This is a genomic window from Nocardia sp. NPDC051750 (assembly GCF_044453135.1).
Lineage (GTDB): Bacteria > Actinomycetota > Actinomycetes > Mycobacteriales > Mycobacteriaceae > Nocardia.
The window spans coordinates 425616-444284 of sequence record NZ_JBITCK010000003.1; the positions used below are offsets into that span (position 1 = coordinate 425616).

Genomic DNA, 18669 nt, shown 5'->3' on the forward strand with positions numbered 1-18669 from the left:
TGGTCATACCAGTTGCGGTGCGGGTTGCTATTCGCCGCTGCCTCCGCTCGCCGCCGCCCGCAACAACCTCGGATGCGCGCGACCGGCCACCATCGGCAGCTCCACCGAGGTCCGGATTCCCGGCCCGGCCGCGCAGACATACGGAATCGAGTTGACACAGTGGGCGGCCGTAGCGGCGATTCCCGGGTTCTTCCGGTCCACCGGATCGCCGGGTTCGGCCTGCCAGCCCTTGATGGTGACGAAGGTACCGGGGTCGCCCTCGACCTCGATTTCGAAACGTTCACCCGCCGCGCCCAGGTCCCACGGCGGATCGAGATGCTGCTGACCCATCAACCAGTTCACTCCGATCCGCACCACGGTCTCACCGCCGACGACCGCCTCCCAGTGGAACCGCTGACCGGCCACCTGTCCCGGTTCGATCGTCCCGATCGGCGAGTCGATCGGTGCGGTCGCCACCGCCATTTCGTGCACGGTCCGGATCTCCGGTGGCACGGTGAAACCGAGGGTGTCGACGATCATCCGGACCGACTGGCGGAACCCGCCGTCGAGCAGTTTCTGCATCGGTCCCGCCGCCGCCTCGGCGGGATCGGCGCCGAACCGCATGATGTGCCGGACCACATCGGGCGCACCGTAGCTCCGGATATCGGAGAACTCCTCGCCGCGCACAAAAGTGACCGCCGACGACATGGCCGACAGGATCAGCGGGAACACCTCGGTGACACCGCCGGGATCGATACCGGTGCCGTGCAGGGTGGTCCCGCCGTCGTAGCAGGCCTGCTGTAGCGGCGCGGCCCGGTCGCCGGTCGGGTAGAACCACCCGACCGGCGTCACCACGTTCTTCCCGGACCGCAGCAGTGCCGCGACCTCGTCCGGGCGGGGCAGCAGCGGCGCGTAGACCACGGCATCGGCCGGGATCGCGAGGATCTCGTCGATATCGTTCGTCGCCGTGACGCCGACCGGCGCGCGGCCGATGAACTCCCCGGCGTCCCGTCCGTGTTTGTCCGGCGAATGCACCCAGCAGCCGGCCAGTTCGAGGTCCGGATGATCGAGAATGCACTCCAGTGCGGCCTTGCCCACGGATCCGGTGGCCCACTGGACGACCCGGTAACTCACATCTACTCCTTTGCGCTGCGCCTCGGCGGGATGCTGCGTCGCCGGGTCAGCGGTCGGCGTCGGTGTATCGGATGATTCCGCGGATATTGCGACCGGCGAGCATGTCCTGGTAGCCGTCGTTGATCTCCTCGAGCCGGTACTGCCGGGTGACCATATCGTCGAGATTCAGCTTGCCCACCTGGTACATCGACAGCAGATGCGGAATGTCGTAGTGCGGGTTGCCGCCCCCGAAAATGGTGCCCTGCAAGTTCTTCTGCAGCAGTGAGAGCATGGACAGGTTCAGCGTCGTCTGGTTGTCGGTCAGATTGCCCATGGCGGTCAGTACGCAGGTGCCGGCCTTGGCGGTGATACCCATCCAGCTGTCGACGTCCTCGCCGTGGACTTCGCCCACGGTGACGATCACCTTCTTGGCCATCCCGCCCCAGGTGATCTCCGCGCAGCCCGCGGTGGCCTCCTCGATGGTCGCGTAGGCGTGCGTCGCGCCGAACTTCAACGCCTGCTCGCGTTTCCACGGCACCGGGTCGACCGCGAAGATATAGCGGGCTCCGGCGTGGACCGCGCCCTGCAGGGCCGAGATCCCGACCCCGCCCAGACCGATGATCGCGACATCCTCGCCGGGCCGGATATCGGCGGTACGCACCGCCGACCCGTATCCGGTGGTGACCCCGCAGCCGACGAGGCAGGCCACCTCGAACGGGATCGACGGATCGATCTTCACCACCGAACTCTCGTGGACCACCATGTACGGGGAGAAGGTGCCCAGCAGTGCCATCGGGTAGACGTCCTGGCCGCGGGCCTGGATGCGGAACGAGCCGTCGGTCACCGAGGTGCCCGCCAGCAGCAGTGCGCCCAGGTCGCAGAGGTTGCGCAAACCGGCCTGACACGAGCGACACTTCCCGCAGGACGGGATGAACGACAGCACCACGTGATCGCCCACGGCGAGATCCTCGACGGCCTCGCCGACTTCGATGACCTTGCCCGCGCCCTCGTGGCCGCCGAGTACCGGGAATCCCATCATAGGGATGCCGCCGGTCACCAGGTGGTGGTCGGAATGGCACATCCCCGCCGCCTCCAGCGCGACCTTCACCTCGTGTTTGCGCGGATCGCCGATTTCGATCTCCTCGATCTGCCACGGCTGGTTGAATTCCCAGATGAGAGCGCCTTTGGTCTTCATCGTGTACTCGCTTTCGTCAGCGCGCCCCGAACCCTGCCGCATCGCCGGGTCACGGGTCGATCCCTCATGAACATCTGTATGGACATCAGTCCGGACAACGATACGACAGTCTAACCGCGACCGGCCGCCGATCGGCCGCGGACAGTGTTCTCCCGTACCCGACCGACCGAGAGGGTGAGACGGTGAACTAATATACGTCTCAAAGTTTCACTCCGTGTAGACAAGGAGATCGGATCGTGGGTGCTCCGCACACCGCCGTCACATCCGCCCCGGTGGGTGCGCCGATCGGGCCCGGCTCATTGACCTGGAAATATGCCGGCGATTTCCGGAACATGCTGTTTCTGGGCCGCACCGGGATCCTGCAGAACATGCACCCGGCCGTCGGCGCCGCCCTCCAGGACCATTCGAACTTCTTCGCCGATCCCTGGGACCGCCTGATCCGCTCCCTGCCCCAGATCCAGGGCATGATCTACGACGCCGATTCCGAAGCCCAGGCCGGCCGGGTGCGCGACTACCACCGCCCACTGAAAGGCACCGACTCGCGCGGCGAGCGCTACCACGCGCTGAACCCGGAGGTGTACTGGTGGACGCACGCCACCTTCGTCGAACTCACTCTCGCCGTCAATGAACATTTCGGCACTCCGCTCACCGACGCGGAAAAGGATCAGTTGATCGCCGAGGGGATCACCTGGTGGCGGATGTACGGATTGTCCGACCGGGTAGTGGTGTCGAATTACGCCGAGTTCGCGGAATACTGGAACCGCACCATCGACGAAGTGCTGGAAGCCAATGCGACCACCGATTTCGCGCTGCGGCTCGGCAGGGTCCGGATTCCGGCGATGCCAGGGATCCCGGAACCGGTGTGGTCGGTGATCTGGCGGCCGGTCATGGCATTCAACGTGTGGCTGGCCAACGCGCTCATGCCCGAGCGGGCCCGCGACATCCTCGATCTGCGGTGGACCCCGCGCGATCAGCAGCTCTTCGGGCTCTTCGCGACCACGGTGCGCACGATCTGGCCGCTGCTCCCGGAGCGACTGCGCTACGCGCCCCGCGCCTACGCGGGAATCAAGCGGGTGCGCACGGCCTGAGCGCCCTGTGCGGGAGGGCGCCCGCCGGGACCGATGCTATGCGACACCGGTGAACCTGCGTAGGCCGAAATGCTCGCGTGCAAGGGGCGGCTCGCGCGCTGTCGGCCGCGGGCGGGTCCCGCCGGCGCGGAAGTCGTGCCCGTTCCGCGCGCCGATTCACCTACCGGGCAGGCGTGACCCGATAGCCGTCCGGTGTGGCGATCACATCGGTGACCTGTCCCGCCGGCCGGCCGCAGTGCCGGTCGCACCCCGACCAGTGCTGACGTCCCGCGGTGACCACGCGCTCCGCCGGAATCGCCGGGGCTTCGGCGGTACCGGCGGTGGTACGGCCCGATTCGACCGCGGCCGCGGCGTCGGCCCGGACATCGGTATGGGATTTGGCGCAACCCGGTTGTCCCGCACACGCGGTGATCTGCAGCCACGGTGAGGCGGCGTCGAAAATGAGGCCCAACGGGGCCAGCACCCGGACCACCTGCTCGGCCGCTCCCTCCGCGAGATCGGTGACGACCAGGCTGCGCCACGGAGTGATCAGGAGGGGACGTTCGATCGCGGCCAGGAACTCGGCGGTCCGGGCGGGCAGCGAACCCAGGCGCACACCGGCGCCGAGCGCGACCAGCCCGTCGTCCTGCGGGAGCCAGCCGATCGGTGGTGCGGTGGTGTCGGCGAACTCCAGCCGTTCGGCGCCGGGGGAGTGGCCGAGTAGTTCGGTCAGCCGTGCCACGCCGTTCTCGACCTCGTGCAACCGCCACTGGCCGGTGCCGAGTTCGAGGAAACCGTGCGCGGCGGCCACCAGCGAATCCACCGCGCCGGCAGCCGGTATCCGGACGCCGCTGTCCCGGCCGGCGAGCAGCAGGGCGAACCGGTCGGCGTCCAGCGCGTGCACTCCGATATCCGGGCGCAGGCCACTCACATCCCCGCGGCCGTCGTCCACCGTGAACAGCACCCGCCCCGGGAGATCGGCCAGCGCCGGTGCGCCGAGCAGGCGGGCATCGAGCGCGGACACCAGGGGCCGGATATCCGGATAGTTGCCGATCCGCCCGGTCAGCGGGGACGCGATGATATTGCGGACTCGCTCATGGGTCCGGCTCGGCAGCAGCCCGGCCGCCCCCAGCAGATCGGCGAGCGCGCCGGCATCGCGTACCTGCCGCAACTGCACGTTGCCGCGCGAGGTCAGTTCGATATTTCCGTCGCCCAGGCGGTGCGCGGCCTCCGCGAGCGCCTGGACCTGCGCGGGGGACAGCCGGCCACCGGGCACCCGGACCCGCGCCAGCGGTCCGTCGGCGGCCTCGTGCAGCCGGAGGACACCGGGACAGGAGTCGGCAGTGGTACGTGACATGACCCGACCAGGATACGAGGTCCGCTAGTGTGCCGGTCGACCGGCGACCGCCCGGCGGACGGTGTGCTCAGGAACAGTCCCAGTAGGTGCGCGTAGCCCCGAAGCCGGCGGCGAGCAGGCCCGCCGGGTCGATGAACGAGTACAGCATGCCGAAATCGCCCGAGCCCATCCCGAGTGCACGGTCGGTATCGAACCGGGTGAACAGGATGTGGCCCCGCGGTTGCTGCGGGTGGAACCCGCTGTTCACTGCCGCCACTCGAGCAGGCCGCTGGGAGCGATGCCCGGGTGCCGTTGCCCGTAATGGCCCACCAGCGTCGCCTCGGCCGGCGACTTCGGTGACCATGCGGTCTTGTACGCGCATTCACCACATGACATCCGGACCTTCCGGTTGGTGCGCTGCGCGCGCAGAACGAAGAGGAGTGCTACGAACCCGGCGACCACGAGGAGACACAGGAACTCCGTGACGATTCTCCCGATATCGATGTCCACCCGGCCGCATGCCCGGGACATCGGGATCGTTTCAGCGGCGGGCCGGGAGGGGTCCCGGGCGCGGCTTCGTAGATTGACTCCGCGGCTCGGCCGTGGTCGGGTGTGTCGCCGAGTCCGGCCGGATTCCGGAACGACCGGGCAGGGGACGGCCGCTCCGGAATGCGGTGGTGCCGGGTGGGTGATTCCGTCCGCGCTGTCGATGGCGCAGGTGCGCAGCACTGTCGGGAGGTCTGCCCGCCGGATTCGACGGGCTACCGGCCGGCTGATTGTCAGCTGCTGCGTCGGCCCGCGTGCTGGGCTGCGACCGTGGAAAGGGTGTTCATGAAACCATGCCCGGCTACCGCCCGTGCTCGGCCCCGATACGCCGCGGGGCGGCCCCGCTGTACACATCGACCCAGCTTGTCGTCCACCCGTGCACAGTGCTCGGATCCGACGAGCGCACCCGGCACGGGTTCGCTGGTGTCCGAGTCCGCAAGAGACGCTTCCGCGGGGGTCAGGGACGTATGCGGCCCGGCCATCGAGATCGTCACGGTGACCGCGGAGCGAATCCGGTGAGTCCGCCCCGGAATCCTCTGCGACCGTCCGATTTCCGTTGGGTGATCGCCCTGCTGGCCGGTGTCGTCGGGGGCGTGGCCGGGCTGATCTGGTTGCGCTGTGTGCATCTCGTGCTCACGTCGCGTTTCGCCACCGACCCCCTGGCCGACCCGCACGGCTATGGCTTGATCTTCGGTACCGTCTGGGCTCTCCCCGCCGCGACCGTCACCGCCGCAGTCCTGCCCTTCGCCTTCCCCGGGCGTTATCGCGCACGGGTCACCAAGCTCGCGACTCCGGTACTCGTCGTGGTCACCGTGCTGCTGTTCGTGGCACTGTTCACGGCATAGATCCCGCGCGCCGCGGTGAGCCGGAGGTGCGGGCGGAGTCACGTCGGGAGGGCCGGGTTCGGCGGAACCTCACCTGCGCGAGCCGGCGTGACCGGGGCCGCGGCCGCCCGGTACTCGGTGGAATGTGCCGTATGCCCGGGACGGGACCATCCGGCGGGCGCGATACCATGCGAGCGCTCGACGGGTGACGAGGAAACCGGTGGAACTCCGGTGCGGTCGCGCCACTGACACAGCCAGACCCTCTCCGGCGAGCACCGAGAACCCCCGACGGGCGCGTCACCCCAGGAAAGGTCACCCTTGTGATTCTGCTGCTGTCCACCTCCGACACCGATCTGCTGAGCGCGCGCGCCAGCGGCGCCGACTACCGGTGGGGCAATCCGGCCCGGTTGCTGGTGGACGACCTGCCCGCCCTGCTGGACGGCGCCGAGTTGGTGGTCGTGCGGATCCTCGGCGGCAAACGTGCCTGGGAGGACGGTCTCGCCGTGGTGCGCGACAGCGGCGTACCGGTGGTGGCCGTGGGCGGGGAGATGGCTCCCGATGCCGAGCTCATGGAGTGTTCGACGGTGCCGGTCGGCGTGGCCTCCGATGCACACAACTATCTGGCGGCGGGCGGGCCGCAGAATCTCCGCCAGTTGTACAACTTCCTGTCCGATACCGTGCTGCTGACCGGTCACGGCTTCGAACCCCCGGTGCAGCTACCCAGCTGGGGCCGGCTCGAGCGGGACGCCCGGCACCCGGATCCGGTGGCCGGGAAGCCGACGGTCGGTGTCGTCTACTACCGGGCGCAGCACCTGGCGGGCAATACCGGCTATATCGACGCCCTGTGCACCGCGATCGAGGAGGCCGGTGCGGTGCCGCTGCCGCTCTACTGCGCGTCGTTGCGGACAGCGGAAACGGAACTGCTCGCCACCCTGCGGCAGGCCGACGCCCTCGTGGTCACCGTGCTGGCGGCGGGCGGAAGCAAACCGGCCACGGCGTCGGCGGGCGGTGACGACGAAGCCTGGGATATCGGTGCGCTCGCCGAACTGGACATCCCGATCCTGCAGGGCCTGTGCCTGACGGGCGGCCGCGCCCAATGGGCGGCCAACGACGACGGGCTGTCCCCGCTGGATGTGGCGACTCAGGTCGCGGTGCCCGAATTCGACGGGCGGATCATCACAGTGCCGTTCTCCTTCAAGGAGTTCGACGCCGACGGCCTGTCGACCTATGTCCCCGACCCGGAGCGTGCCGCCCGGGTCGCCGGTATCGCGGTACGGCACGCCCGGCTGCGCTATATCCCGGCCGAACGGAAACGGCTGGCACTCATGCTGTCTGCCTACCCGACCAAACATGCCCGGATCGGCAACGCCGTCGGCCTGGACACCCCCGCCAGTGCCATCGCCCTGCTCGGCGAACTCCGCGCCGCCGGATACGATCTCGGCGCCCCCGGTGCCGTTCCCGGCCTCGACGAGGGCGACGGTGACGCGCTGATGCACGCCCTCATCGCCGCCGGCGGTCAGGATCCGGACTGGCTGACCGCCGAACAGCTGGAAGGCAACCCCATCCGGATCGGCGCCGATATCTACACGGCCTGGTTCGACACGCTGCCCGACGAGCTGCGGGACGCGGTGATCGAGGCGTGGGGCCCGCCGCCGGGCGAACTGTATGTGGACCGGTCGGCCGATCCGCGCGGCGAAATCGTGATCGCGGCATTGCGTTTCGGCAGTATCGTGCTGATGGTGCAGCCGCCGCGCGGTTTCGGCGAGAACCCGGTGGCCATCTACCACGACCCCGACCTCCCGCCCAGCCATCACTACCTCGCCGCCTACCGGTGGCTCGCCACCGCGACCGAATCGGGCGGTTTCGGCGCCGACGCGATGGTGCATCTCGGCAAACACGGAAACCTGGAGTGGCTGCCGGGTAAGACCCTGGGTATGTCGGCCGCCTGCGGCACCGATGCGGCCCTCGGCGACCTCCCGTTGATCTACCCGTTCCTGGTGAACGATCCGGGTGAGGGCACCCAGGCCAAACGGCGAGCCCACGCGACGCTGGTGGATCATCTGATCCCGCCGATGGCCCGGGCGGAGAGCTACGGCGATATCGCCCGGCTCGAACAACTGCTGGACGAGCATGCCAATATCTCGGCGCTCGACCCGGCGAAACTGCCCGCGATCCGGCAGCAGATCTGGACGCTCATGCGCGCGGCGAAAATGGACCACGATCTGGGGCTGGCGGAGCGCCCGGACGAAGAAACCTTCGACGATATGCTGCTGCACGTCGACGGCTGGCTGTGCGAGATCAAGGATGTACAGATCCGCGACGGCCTGCACATTCTGGGTCGTGCGCCGGCGGGTACGAGCGAAGTGGATCTGGTCCTCGCCATGCTGCGCGCCCGGCAGCTGTGGGGCGGCGAGATGTCGGTACCGGGCCTGCGAGAAGCGCTGGGGCTCAGCGAATCCGGTGACGAGGCACGCGAACGCGTCGACGCGGTGGAGGCGCGTGCCCGCGAGCTGCTGATGGCGCTGCAGGCCGCGGACTGGGCACCGGCGGCGGTGGACGGTCTCGTCGAACGGTTTTCCGGCGAACTCTTCGGCGACGCCGGTGGTGACCGGGGTGCCGTGGCCGCGGTGCTGCGGTTCGCGACGACGGAGGTGGTACCGCGATTGCGCGGGACCGCCGTCGAAATCGACCGCGTCCTGCACGCCCTCAACGGTGGTTTCATTCCGGCCGGGCCCAGCGGCTCGCCGCTGCGCGGGCTGATCAACGTGCTGCCGACCGGCCGCAACTTTTATTCGGTGGACCCGAAGGCGGTGCCGTCGCGGCTGGCCTGGGAAACCGGGCGAGCCATGGCGGATTCGCTGCTCGAGCGCTATCTGGCCGACCACGGCGAGTATCCGCGATCGGTGGGCCTGTCGGTGTGGGGGACCTCCGCGATGCGCACCTCCGGCGACGATATCGCCGAGGTCCTGGCGCTGCTCGGAGTGCGGCCGATCTGGGACGAAGCGAGCCGGCGCGTCACCTCGCTCGAGGTCGTCGACCTGGCCGAACTGGGCCGCCCGCGCATCGATGTGACGGTCCGGATCAGCGGTTTCTTCCGCGACGCTTTCCCGCATGTGCTGGCCCTGCTGGACGACGCCGTCCGGTTGGTGGCCGCGCTCGACGAACCGTCCGAGTCCAATTACGTGCGCGCCCACACAGTTTCGGCACTGGACGAGCACGGTGACGAACGCCGCGCCACCACCCGGATCTTCGGCTCGAAACCCGGGACCTACGGCGCCGGTCTGCTCCAGCTCATCGACTCCAAGAGCTGGCGCACCGACGACGATCTCGCGCAGGTCTACACCACCTGGGGTGGTTACGCCTACGGCCGCGACCTCGACGGCGCCCCCGCGGCCGAGGATATGCGCACCGCCTACCGCCGTATCGCGGTGGCCGCGAAGAACACCGATACCCGCGAACACGATATCGCCGACTCCGACGACTACTTCCAGTACCACGGCGGGATGGTCGCCACGGTGCGGGCGCTGACCGGTAAGAACCCGGAGGCCTACATCGGTGACAGCACCCGCCCGGATGCGGTCCGCACCCGGACCCTGTCCGAGGAGACGACCCGCGTTTTCCGCGCGCGCGTAGTGAACCCGCGCTGGCTCGAGGCCATGCGCCGGCACGGCTACAAGGGCGCCTTCGAGATGGCAGCGACCGTGGACTATCTGTTCGGTTACGACGCCACCACCGATGTGATCGCCGACTGGATGTACGAAAAACTGGCCGAGAGCTACGTTTTCGACGAGACGAACCGCAAGTTCATGGAGCAGTCCAACCCGTGGGCCCTGCACGGTATCGCCGAACGGCTCCTCGAAGCCGCCGAGCGGCAGCTGTGGGCCCAACCCGAACAGGACACCCTCGACCGGCTGCGCCAGATCTATCTCGAGACCGAGGGCGAATTGGAGTAGGGGTCCACGGACGTAGTTCGCCGTGCCCTGTCCGGCTGAAGCGCGGGACCTGGGTGTTGTGCTCGACGGGGACCCGGCTACGGATGTGCCGGGGCAGCTCCGGGTACGCCGTAGCGGAGGCGGCCGGTCAGAGGGTCCAAGCGCTCTGGACGAAGTCGTCGTTGGTGGCGAAGACGATTTCCTTCGGCACCTGCCCGTCCGTGAGTCCGAAGGCGACCAGTCCGCTGCGCGGCTTGCCCGGCTCGATGAAACCGGCGGGGTATTCACCGGGCACGTCGGTGAGCGGATAGACCATATCGCCGTTCGTCGTCACCATCCGCAGGTCCAGGGTCGGCAGGAAGTAGGGCATACCCGCCGTCTGCTCCGCGCCGACCTCGAAGACCAGCACCGACTGACCGTCCGCGCGGGGCGCGACCTCGGCGTCGGACGGCCGGACCGTGATGGCCATATCGCCGCCCGTGCGGATCGGGAAGGTGGTGCCCAGCGGTCCGGCGGCGGCCGGTTCGGCGAGGACCGCGGCGGGCGGGCCCGGTTCCACGGGGGTGGGTTCGGCGATGGCCGGAGTCGCGAAGACGAGGGGCAGGACGACCGCGGCGGCGGTCACAAGAGTCTTTTTCATCCTCATCCTTTTTCCGGGTCTCGTATCACTCGGCGCCACCTCCCGCAGGGGCGTAGACGGTGGGCCGTCGAACAAGGCCGAGCTGTGCCCGGCCCTCCGCGAGCCTAGGGCCGACACGGCACCGTGCCCAACCCGCGAGGTCATTGGTACCGAACCTGTGATATTCGATCTTGCCGAGACCGTACCGTTACTGCGTGGTCACCGGGCGCGCCGGTCCGTGTCCGCAGCGGATTCGAACAACTGCCGGGCCGCATCGATCTGCCCGGCGAGCTGGGTGGAATCCGGGGACAACCGGGTGATCACGCTATCGATCTCGCGCAGACCGGCACGTTCCAGCAGCCGTTTCTCGTTGGTCACCCATTCACCCCGCCCGGCCAGGATCGCGTGCGCGGTCTGCATGGCCGCGGTGGCCAGGGCGCCGGCGGTTTCGGTGACCCGCCCGCGGGGCGCGTGCGCGGAGCGGGCGTAGCGCAGGGTGAGGTCGGCCTGGCGCCACCAGATCGGCGGCGCGACCTCCCGCATGGCGTCGGGGAACCCGGGTCGCGGCAGGTCGCCGCGCAGTACCCGGGACACCGCGAGCTCACCCACCACCAGGTAACTCGGAATACCGGCGAGATGGAACGCCAGCGGCTCCCAGCGGAAGCGGCCCTGTTCGGCCTCCGCGAGCTCGTGTTCGATCACCGAGAGATCGCGGAAGTGCACATCGACAGCGCGGCCGTCGACCGTCAGCCAGGCGCCGCCGTTGAACACTCCGCCCCACGCGCCGAGTTCGGAGACTTCCCCGTCCCATCCGATCGCACGCAACGACGCCGGATCGAACCGGTCGCGATAGTAGAGAGCGAAGTCCCAATCGCTGTCCGGGCCGTGCGTGCCCTGGGCCCGCGATCCGCCGAGCGAGACGGCGGCAACGCCGGGCAGGGCCGCCAAGCGGTCGGCGATATATGCCACGAAATCCTCGTCGGTGCGCACGGGGCCCTTCCTGATCCGGCGCCGGCCCGGGACCGGACGGCGCGGCGCTGCTCGCTTCGCCGGACACCGTATCCGCGCGGCGCCGCGTGCGCATCCAGGTTTCGAACGCCGCACACCAGGGCGCCGGGACCTGATGCAGCACACCTGTTCCGGCCGTGAGCTCGCCGTCGGGACCCCTCCCACCTGCGGCTGTATACGGTCGGACCTGCCGGGCCCCGGGGCGTGGGCCCGGTTTTCCGACTACCCGGGCGGAGTCGGAAAACCCTTACCGAAGTGGAGTTCATCATGGGATTGGCATCCGCAATCATCAGTCTGGTCGCCGTCGCCATCACTGCCGGCGCGGGCATACTGCAGAGCGTGATCGGGCTGGTCGTGACCGGCAGCTCGCTCATTCAGTGAGTTGAACGCTGCGGATCCGGCTCGAACCGAACCTCGGGGCGGGCCGGGTCCCTGTCTGCGGGCTCGGGACATGAACGCGTTCCGGAGCTACCGGGGGACGAGCTGGTTGCGGCTGCCGGGCCGGGGGCCGGCGGGGTCACCCCAGCTCGTGTTCGACGACTTGCACCAGACGTGCGATGTCCTCCCGGTCGTGATCACCGGTGACAAGCGGCCGTTTCTTCGCACCGCGGTAGGCGGCCCGGCCCGGAACCGGGGTGTCGATCAGGTCGATGATCGGGCGCACGGCGGATTCCGGTCGTGTGCCCACGAGTGTGCCGAGTACCGCGGCGGAGATCTTCATCGCCGGGCCGACCTCGCCGGCGAATCCGGTGCGGACCAGCCCGCTGGGCCCCCACGTCACGTACGCGAGACGCGGGTCGTGGCCGGTGGCGAGCAGGCCCAGTAACTCGTTGGCGCGCCGCTGCTGCGCGTTCGACCGGGCGAAGCTGAACCTCCGGCTCATACCGAGGTCGTCGAAGTCGATCGCGTCGGCGCGCGCGCCCGGTACTGCCGTGTTCACGACAATCGGCCGGGCGGCCGCGCCGAGCCGGTCGGCCAGCCCGGTGACGAACAGATATTTCGAGACGAAAAAGAGGATCCAGGACGCTTCGTGACCTTCGGCGGTGACGTGGCGGCGTTGCCGGATGAACGACGCCGCGAGGACGAGGGCGTCGATGCGTTCGTACCGGGACCGCAGTCGCCGGACGATGTCGCGGCTCTCGGCGACAGACGACAGATCGGCCGCGATGAACTCGGCCCGGTTGTTCGGGACCTGCTGCAGAGCTTCGAATTTCGCGCGGCTGCGGCCGATCACGACCACCCGATCGCCCGCGTCCAGGAAGTGTCGTGCCAGTGCCGCACCCATACCGTCGGTGCCTCCGGTGATCACGATCGTTCGCATACCTTCCACGCCCTTTCCGGAACATGTGTTCCGGATCAGCGTACATCAAGAGGAACCGATGTTCCGCTTCGCTATAGTGAGACAGTGACAGCGGAGCGGAAACAGCGGCGCGACGCCGCCGTCAACCGGGAGCGGATTCTGACGGCCGCACGGGAATCCCTCCGGGACAACGGGATAACGGTGGATATGCGGGCAATCGCCACCGCGGCCGGTGTCGGTATCGGTACCCTCTACCGGCATTTCCCCACCCGCGAGAGCCTGCTCCAGGCGGTCACCGGGACCGATCTCGCCGAACTCGCCGAAGCGACCCTGCCCGAAGGGCTATCCGCGCTCGCGGCTCTGCGCACGTTCTTCGCCGCGACGACAGATCAACTCGTCGGCAATCAGGCGATGGTCGACCTACTCGCCGCCGGCCCCCCGTCGAACGCCGACCTCGAACGCTGCCTCGTGCACCTCACGGAGATCGGGCAGGAGGCCGTCCGCCGTGCGCGCGCCGACCACACCCTCGCACCTGATGTGACCGCCGGCGATATCGCCTACCAACTCCTCGGACTCATCCGCATCGCCCAGCTGGTCCCCGATACGCGAGCCCGCGCGCATCACATCGAACTCGTTCTCCGTGGACTGGCCGCGGCCTGAGCGCCCCGCTGTTCAGCCGTTGTCGGCGTCGAACGGTGGCCGGCCGGTCAGCAGATGGAACAGGGTGCACCCGAGTGAGTGCTGGTCGGCCGCCGGCCCGGCCGGGAACCCGGACAGCACCTCCGGCGCCGCGTAACGGACGGTCGTCACCAGTGCGCTCGTCTCCGTCAGCGAGGTGGATTCGGCGACGGCCTTGGCGATCCCGAAATCGCCGAGCAGCACATGTTCGTGCCGCGTGCCGTGCGGGAACGCGGACATATCGGCGGCGCGCGGCAGAATGGCGCGTCGAAACCGGCGCCCGGCTTCCGGCTCGGTTTGCTCGGATATCGCGTCGGCTCCGTTCCGCGAGTGCTGCGGTGCGGGCAAGCTCCCGGCAAGGTTTTCGCAACCGTGCCGGATAGGTTGACGAGTGTGAAGCACAGAATTGTCCGCCGGGTCCTGCTCGGCGCGGGGTGGTGTGCGCTGATCGCCGGGGGCCTCGGTATAGCGCTCTATTTCGGTGGTTGGCAACGACAGGAGCTCATCCTGCTGGCCTCGGGCGCGACCTACCTGATGCTCGGCGCCCTCGCCGCCCTGCTGCTGTTCCTGCTGGCCCGCGGCTGGCGCAGTGCCGTGGCCGCGGGGATCGTGCTCGCCGGGGTGTTGTGGACCCAGCTGCCGCTGTACGTCCCCGACGGCCGCGCCGCGACCGGAACCGAGTTCACGATCCTGCAATCGAACGTGTTGTTCGGCAAGGCGGATATGGCGGCGGTCGTGGCCGCGGCCCGGGCCGGGCGGGCCGATGTGCTCACCGTCAACGAACTCACCCCGTCCGCGGTGGAGCGGTTGACCGCTGCCGGAATCGACCAGCTGTTCCCGCACCAGTATCTCGAACCGGGGCTCGGTGGCAGCGGTACCGGAATCTACAGCCGTTTCCCGCTGTCCGGCCAGGTGAAGCACGAAGGGTTCACCCTGCGTAATCTCTCCGCGACCCTCGAACACCCGGCGCTCGGCCCGCTCGCGGTGTACGCGTTCCACCCGATTCCGCCCACCGCCGACCATGCCGTCTGGGCACGGGAGATGCGCACTGTCGACGCGATCCTCCGGGAATCAGAGGGGCCGGTGGTCGTGGGCGCCGATTTCAATGCGACGAGCGACCACGTCGCCTTCCGGACTCTGGTGAACGGGAGTTTCGATGCCGCCGCGGAACAGGCGGGCGCCGGCCGGTTGCTCACCTACCCGGCCGATAAATCGTGGGGCCCACTGATCGGAATCGACCACATCCTGGTGTCCGGCGGCACCACCGACACCATCGGCACGCTGACCATCCCGGGCACCGACCATCGGGCCGTCCTGGCCCGGCTCCGGCTCACCACCTGATCCACGTCGTCACCGGCACCTTTCCCCACCGATCCACGAGGACCGAACATGTACACCCGCTCCCGGCTCCGCACCCTTACCTGCACCGCCGTCATCGCTCTCACCGCCGGCCTGGGTTCCGCCGCCTGCGGCAGCGACCGCTGGTGCGAATTCGACGCCACCGATACGAAGGTCGCCGATTCCTATTGTGCGAACGGCACACCCGGTTACGAATGGGAACCGGACAGTGACAGCAATTCCAAGAAGAAGCCGAGCAAATCGACTACGAAGCGCAACAAACACTGATTCCGGACCGCCGGCCCCGGCGCTCCTGGCGCCGGGGCGATCTGCGCCTCGGGTCCGTGATGATTCGTATGCCGATCGGCCCGGGCGGCCGAAGTGGCCGAGGGCGTGGCTCATCTGCGTGGCGATTCCGTAGGTTCTCCCGTCACGCCGGTAGAGTCCCGAACGCATAACAGCACGTCACTGTGTCTTTGCGGTAGCGCGATTCGATGTGATCGGGGTGGCGATGGACAGGCGTTCGATGTTGTCGATGATGGCCGCGGGGACCGCGATGGCGGTGGCCGGCTGTAGTGCGGCGCAAGGTGATCCCGTCGCTGTGGACGCGCCGGAAAGGCCCGAGGTGGCCGGTCCGGCCCGGGCGCCGGTTCGACCGGCGCTGCTGCCGCCACCGGTTGGCCGGAAGACGTCGATCCCGCCCGCCACCATCACCGCGCTGCCGGGGCCGGGAAGCAGTATGGCGCTCACCGTGGACGATGGAGCCAGTGCGGAGGTCGTCGGCGCCTACATCAGGTTTGCGAAGGATACGGGGGCGCGATTCACCTTCTTCGTCACCGCTTACTACCAATCGTGGATCGAGCATCGCGATGAACTGCGCCCGCTCGTGGAGTCCGGGCAGATCCAGCTCGCCAATCACACCTGGGACCACGCCGACCTGACCGCACTGTCCGATCTCGCCGTCGCGGATGACCTTTCGCGCTGTAAGTTGTTCCTGCAGAATATGTTCGGTGTCGACGGGATGCCGTACTACCGGCCGCCGTTCGGCCGGCACAATGCCCGGGTGGACCGGGTCGCCGCCGACCTCGGGTACACCGTGCCGGTCATGTGGTACGGCTCGCTGTCGGATTCCGGGCTCATCACCGAGCAATACCTGATCGACTGCGCCCGCAGATACTTCACTCCGCAGTCGATCGTCATCGGGCACGCCAACTTTCCGCCGGTCACGCGCTGCTACGGCCAGTTGGTGGACATCATCCGGGAGCGCAATCTGTCCCTGGTTACGCTCGACGATGTGCTCACCGTCGCCTGAACCGGGCGAGGACTCGGCCGAGCGCTCGCGGCGACACCGATGTGAATCCGTGCGTGATCCCGGCCGCTGACCAAGGCCCTTCTCTCATGGGCTGGTACCTCGCCGGCCATGAACCTTCAGGGGATGTGCAGGGGTGGCGAGGGCGGGAAGGTAACCGGCAGCGTGGCGAGGGTGCGATGGAGTGGACCCGGCCGCCAGGTCAGGTCCCCTGCGGGAATGGCCAGTTCGATCTCGGGAAGGGCGTCGAGTAGCTGGTCGATGGCCTCCTGTGCGACAACATATGCCGTGTGCTGCGCCGGGCAGCTGTGCGGGCCCGCGCCCCAGGCCAGATGCGCGCGGTTGCCGGTGTGGTTGCCCGCGCGGATCGCCGGGTCGTTGTTGCAACCGGCGAGGCTGATCACCACGGGCTCGTGCGCGGGCAACCAGGTGCCGTCGATCAGGACCGGTTGCCGGGGGTAGGTGACGCTCGCGTTGGGCAGTGGCGGATCGTCGAACAGGACGTCGTCCAGGGCGTCCCGGGTCGAGACGGAGCCGCCGAGCATATCGTCGGCGAACCTGTTGTCGGTCAGCATGAGACTGAGGGCGTTGATGATCAGGCTTTGCATGGGGCCCATCCCGACTCCGTAGAGCGCGAGGACCTGGTGCAGCATCTCCGCGTCGTCGAAGCCGGCGGGGTCGTGCAACAGCCGGGTGGTGATGTCGTCGCCGGGTTCGGTGCGTTTGGCATTCACCAGGTCGCCGACTGCCTCGCCGAACATCCGGTTTCCCGCTTCGGCATCGATACCGTCGAAGATGGCCGCGGTGGCCGCGGCGGCACGTTCGCTGATCTCGGGCGGGCAGCCGAGCATCGCGTTGATGACCTCGAAGGTGAGCGGAAACGCGTACTCGCGAACCAGGTCCGCCGACCCCGCCGAACAGAACTTGTTGATCAACGGCACCGCGAACTGCTCTACGGTGCGGCGCGCGGCGTGCAGGTCGACGCCGTCGAGGGCCGCGGTGGTCGCCCCGCGGTAGCGGGCGTGCGCGGAACCCGCACTGCGTGGCGCGTTCGGGCGCCACTGCAGGACCGGAAGCACCGGGCAGTCCTCGGCGACGGTCTGCTCCCAGGTGCGGGGATCGGCGGGAAAACGATCGGGATCATTGAGAATTCGCAGCGCGGTGCGGTACCCGATCACCAGCGTGGCGGGGACCCCGGGAGCCAGCTCCACCGGCACCAGGGAGCCGTAGCGTTCGCGCATTTCGCGGTAGGCGTGGTGGGGATGAGCAGCGAACTCGGGGGTATGCAGTGCGACGCGCTGTTCATCGCCTCGTCCGGGCGAGGGGTGCGCACGCCCGAGATCCGGCGGGGTGGTCATGGCTTGCTCCAGGCGGGTCGGCGGACAACGGCAGGAGAAAACGAGTCGTCGGTCCTGATGGGAATCGGCCGGTACCGCCGCGCTGCGGGACATCGCGATCATATGTCATATCCGGCGAACGGTCCGGACCAACGTATTCGGGTGGCCGGTGCGGCGGTCGACTTTTGGCAGTTCGTGTCATATTGTCGCTGGTGCCGGCGGCGAATCACTCACTGTGGATACGGAGCAGTTCATGGGCATTCTGGATGGCAAGGTCGCATTCATCACCGGTGCCGGCCGGGGGCAGGGACGGAGCCACGCGGTACGTTTCGCCCGGGAAGGCGCCGATATCATCGCCGTCGACACCACCGCGAAGATCGCGAGTGTCCCCTACGAGCTGGCCGATGCCGACGACCTCGCCGAGACGGCCCGGCTGGTCGAGGCCACCGGTCGCCGGATCGTGGCCCGCGACGCCGATGTCCGCGACTATGCGGCTCTGACCGCTGCGGTCACCGAGGGCGTGAACGCCTTCGGGCGGCTCGATATCGTGGTCGCCAACGCCGGAATCTCCAGCCCCGCGCCGACCCTCGAGATGAGCGAAGAGGTCTGGCAGGACATGATCGACGTCAACCTCACCGGGGTCTGGAAAACGCTGAAGGCCGCGGTGCCGCAGGTGATCGACGGCGGCCGCGGCGGTTCCGTGGTGATCACCAGCTCGCTGGCGGCGGTCTATGCCAACGAGAACACCGCGCACTATTCGGCCTCCAAGGCCGGTCTGGTCATGCTGATGAAGGTGCTGGCCAAGGAGCTGGCCCCGCACAGCATCCGGGTGAACACGGTCCACCCGTCGACGGTCGCCACACCGATGATCCTCAACGACGCCACCTACCGGCTGTTCCGTCCGGACCTGGAGAACCCGACCCGCGCCGACTTCGACGAGGCCGCCCGCACCCTCAACCGTCTCCCGGTCGTGGCGGCGGAGCCGGAGGACATCACGGACACCGTTCTGCACCTGGTGTCCGACGCCGCCCGCTACGTCACCGGAACCACCCAGATGGTCGACGCGGGCGGGGCGCTCTGAACAGACC

Annotated in this window: 19 protein-coding genes; 9 read left to right on the forward strand and 10 right to left on the reverse strand. The window is 68.5% G+C overall.

What is annotated here, in order from left to right; all coding sequences use genetic code 11:
* Positions 1 to 27: 27 nt before the first annotated feature.
* Both ACIA75_RS15665 and ACIA75_RS15670 read right to left on the reverse strand, forming a co-directional pair.
* Positions 28 to 1113 carry a dihydrodipicolinate reductase gene (locus tag ACIA75_RS15665; RefSeq protein ID WP_397104251.1) on the reverse strand — a complete coding sequence of 362 codons (1086 nt, stop codon included), beginning with the start codon at positions 1111 to 1113 and terminating at the stop codon, positions 28 to 30.
* A gap of 46 nt (positions 1114 to 1159) precedes the next feature.
* A complete protein-coding gene (locus ACIA75_RS15670; protein ID WP_397104253.1) occupies positions 1160 to 2287 on the reverse strand; it encodes an NDMA-dependent alcohol dehydrogenase in 1128 nt (375 codons plus the stop codon).
* A gap of 236 nt (positions 2288 to 2523) precedes the next feature.
* On the opposite strand from ACIA75_RS15670, the gene ACIA75_RS15675 reads away from it, so the two are divergent.
* Positions 2524 to 3375, forward strand: coding sequence for an oxygenase MpaB family protein (locus tag ACIA75_RS15675; RefSeq protein ID WP_397104255.1), 852 nt, complete (start codon positions 2524 to 2526; stop codon positions 3373 to 3375).
* Between the two features lie 160 nt (positions 3376 to 3535).
* On the opposite strand, the gene cobG is transcribed toward ACIA75_RS15675, so the two are convergent.
* The 3 genes from cobG to ACIA75_RS15690 all read right to left on the reverse strand — a co-directional run bounded on the left by cobG (position 3536) and on the right by ACIA75_RS15690 (position 5221).
* Positions 3536 to 4711 carry a precorrin-3B synthase gene (cobG, locus tag ACIA75_RS15680; RefSeq protein ID WP_397104257.1) on the reverse strand — a complete coding sequence of 392 codons (1176 nt, stop codon included), beginning with the start codon at positions 4709 to 4711 and terminating at the stop codon, positions 3536 to 3538.
* A 67-nt stretch (positions 4712 to 4778) separates the two neighbouring features.
* On the reverse strand, positions 4779 to 4958 hold the full coding sequence (locus ACIA75_RS15685; RefSeq protein WP_397104259.1) for a hypothetical protein: 180 nt from the start codon (positions 4956 to 4958) through the stop codon (positions 4779 to 4781).
* A complete protein-coding gene (locus tag ACIA75_RS15690; protein ID WP_397104261.1) occupies positions 4955 to 5221 on the reverse strand; it encodes a hypothetical protein in 267 nt (88 codons plus the stop codon). The genes ACIA75_RS15685 and ACIA75_RS15690 overlap by 4 nt, the downstream gene beginning before the upstream one ends.
* Positions 5222 to 5751: 530 nt before the next feature.
* Between ACIA75_RS15690 and ACIA75_RS15695 the strand changes: the two genes are divergently transcribed.
* On the forward strand, positions 5752 to 6081 hold the full coding sequence (locus tag ACIA75_RS15695) for a hypothetical protein (protein WP_397104263.1): 330 nt from the start codon (positions 5752 to 5754) through the stop codon (positions 6079 to 6081).
* A 299-nt stretch (positions 6082 to 6380) separates the two neighbouring features.
* A complete protein-coding gene (gene cobN / locus ACIA75_RS15700) occupies positions 6381 to 10013 on the forward strand; it encodes a cobaltochelatase subunit CobN (RefSeq protein ID WP_397104265.1) in 3633 nt (1210 codons plus the stop codon).
* Between the two features lie 127 nt (positions 10014 to 10140).
* Here cobN and ACIA75_RS15705 read toward each other — a convergent pair whose 3' ends face one another.
* Complete coding sequence (locus tag ACIA75_RS15705) at positions 10141 to 10632, reverse strand: hypothetical protein (protein ID WP_397104267.1); 492 nt, start codon at positions 10630 to 10632, stop codon at positions 10141 to 10143.
* A 198-nt stretch (positions 10633 to 10830) separates the two neighbouring features.
* On the reverse strand, positions 10831 to 11601 hold the full coding sequence (locus ACIA75_RS15710) for a nucleotidyltransferase domain-containing protein (protein WP_397104269.1): 771 nt from the start codon (positions 11599 to 11601) through the stop codon (positions 10831 to 10833).
* Positions 11602 to 11874: 273 nt separating this feature from the next.
* Between ACIA75_RS15710 and ACIA75_RS15715 the strand changes: the two genes are divergently transcribed.
* Positions 11875 to 12000, forward strand: a complete 126-nt coding sequence (locus ACIA75_RS15715) for a hypothetical protein (RefSeq protein WP_397104271.1) — start codon at positions 11875 to 11877, stop codon at positions 11998 to 12000.
* A 136-nt stretch (positions 12001 to 12136) separates the two neighbouring features.
* On the opposite strand, the gene ACIA75_RS15720 is transcribed toward ACIA75_RS15715, so the two are convergent.
* Positions 12137 to 12940, reverse strand: coding sequence for an SDR family NAD(P)-dependent oxidoreductase (locus ACIA75_RS15720; RefSeq protein ID WP_397104273.1), 804 nt, complete (start codon positions 12938 to 12940; stop codon positions 12137 to 12139).
* A gap of 84 nt (positions 12941 to 13024) precedes the next feature.
* Here ACIA75_RS15720 and ACIA75_RS15725 point away from each other — a divergent pair, with 84 nt between their 5' ends.
* Positions 13025 to 13579 (forward strand): TetR/AcrR family transcriptional regulator, encoded by a 555-nt coding sequence (locus tag ACIA75_RS15725; protein WP_397104275.1) that lies wholly within the window; start codon positions 13025 to 13027, stop codon positions 13577 to 13579.
* A gap of 12 nt (positions 13580 to 13591) precedes the next feature.
* Here ACIA75_RS15725 and ACIA75_RS15730 read toward each other — a convergent pair whose 3' ends face one another.
* Positions 13592 to 13945 carry a protein kinase gene (locus tag ACIA75_RS15730; RefSeq protein WP_397104277.1) on the reverse strand — a complete coding sequence of 118 codons (354 nt, stop codon included), beginning with the start codon at positions 13943 to 13945 and terminating at the stop codon, positions 13592 to 13594.
* Between the two features lie 45 nt (positions 13946 to 13990).
* Between ACIA75_RS15730 and ACIA75_RS15735 the strand changes: the two genes are divergently transcribed.
* From ACIA75_RS15735 to ACIA75_RS15745, 3 genes are all read left to right on the forward strand, one after another.
* Complete coding sequence (locus ACIA75_RS15735; protein WP_397104279.1) at positions 13991 to 14938, forward strand: endonuclease/exonuclease/phosphatase family protein; 948 nt, start codon at positions 13991 to 13993, stop codon at positions 14936 to 14938.
* A 48-nt stretch (positions 14939 to 14986) separates the two neighbouring features.
* Positions 14987 to 15223, forward strand: coding sequence for a hypothetical protein (locus ACIA75_RS15740; protein ID WP_397104281.1), 237 nt, complete (start codon positions 14987 to 14989; stop codon positions 15221 to 15223).
* 223 nt (positions 15224 to 15446) lie between these two features.
* Positions 15447 to 16247, forward strand: coding sequence for a polysaccharide deacetylase family protein (locus ACIA75_RS15745; RefSeq protein WP_397105342.1), 801 nt, complete (start codon positions 15447 to 15449; stop codon positions 16245 to 16247).
* A 116-nt stretch (positions 16248 to 16363) separates the two neighbouring features.
* Here the strand turns inward: ACIA75_RS15745 and ACIA75_RS15750 are convergent, their stop codons facing one another.
* Positions 16364 to 17602, reverse strand: coding sequence for a cytochrome P450 (locus tag ACIA75_RS15750; protein ID WP_397104283.1), 1239 nt, complete (start codon positions 17600 to 17602; stop codon positions 16364 to 16366).
* A 232-nt stretch (positions 17603 to 17834) separates the two neighbouring features.
* Between ACIA75_RS15750 and ACIA75_RS15755 the strand changes: the two genes are divergently transcribed.
* Positions 17835 to 18662, forward strand: coding sequence for a mycofactocin-coupled SDR family oxidoreductase (locus tag ACIA75_RS15755; protein WP_397104285.1), 828 nt, complete (start codon positions 17835 to 17837; stop codon positions 18660 to 18662).
* The last annotated feature ends 7 nt before the right edge of the window (positions 18663 to 18669 follow it).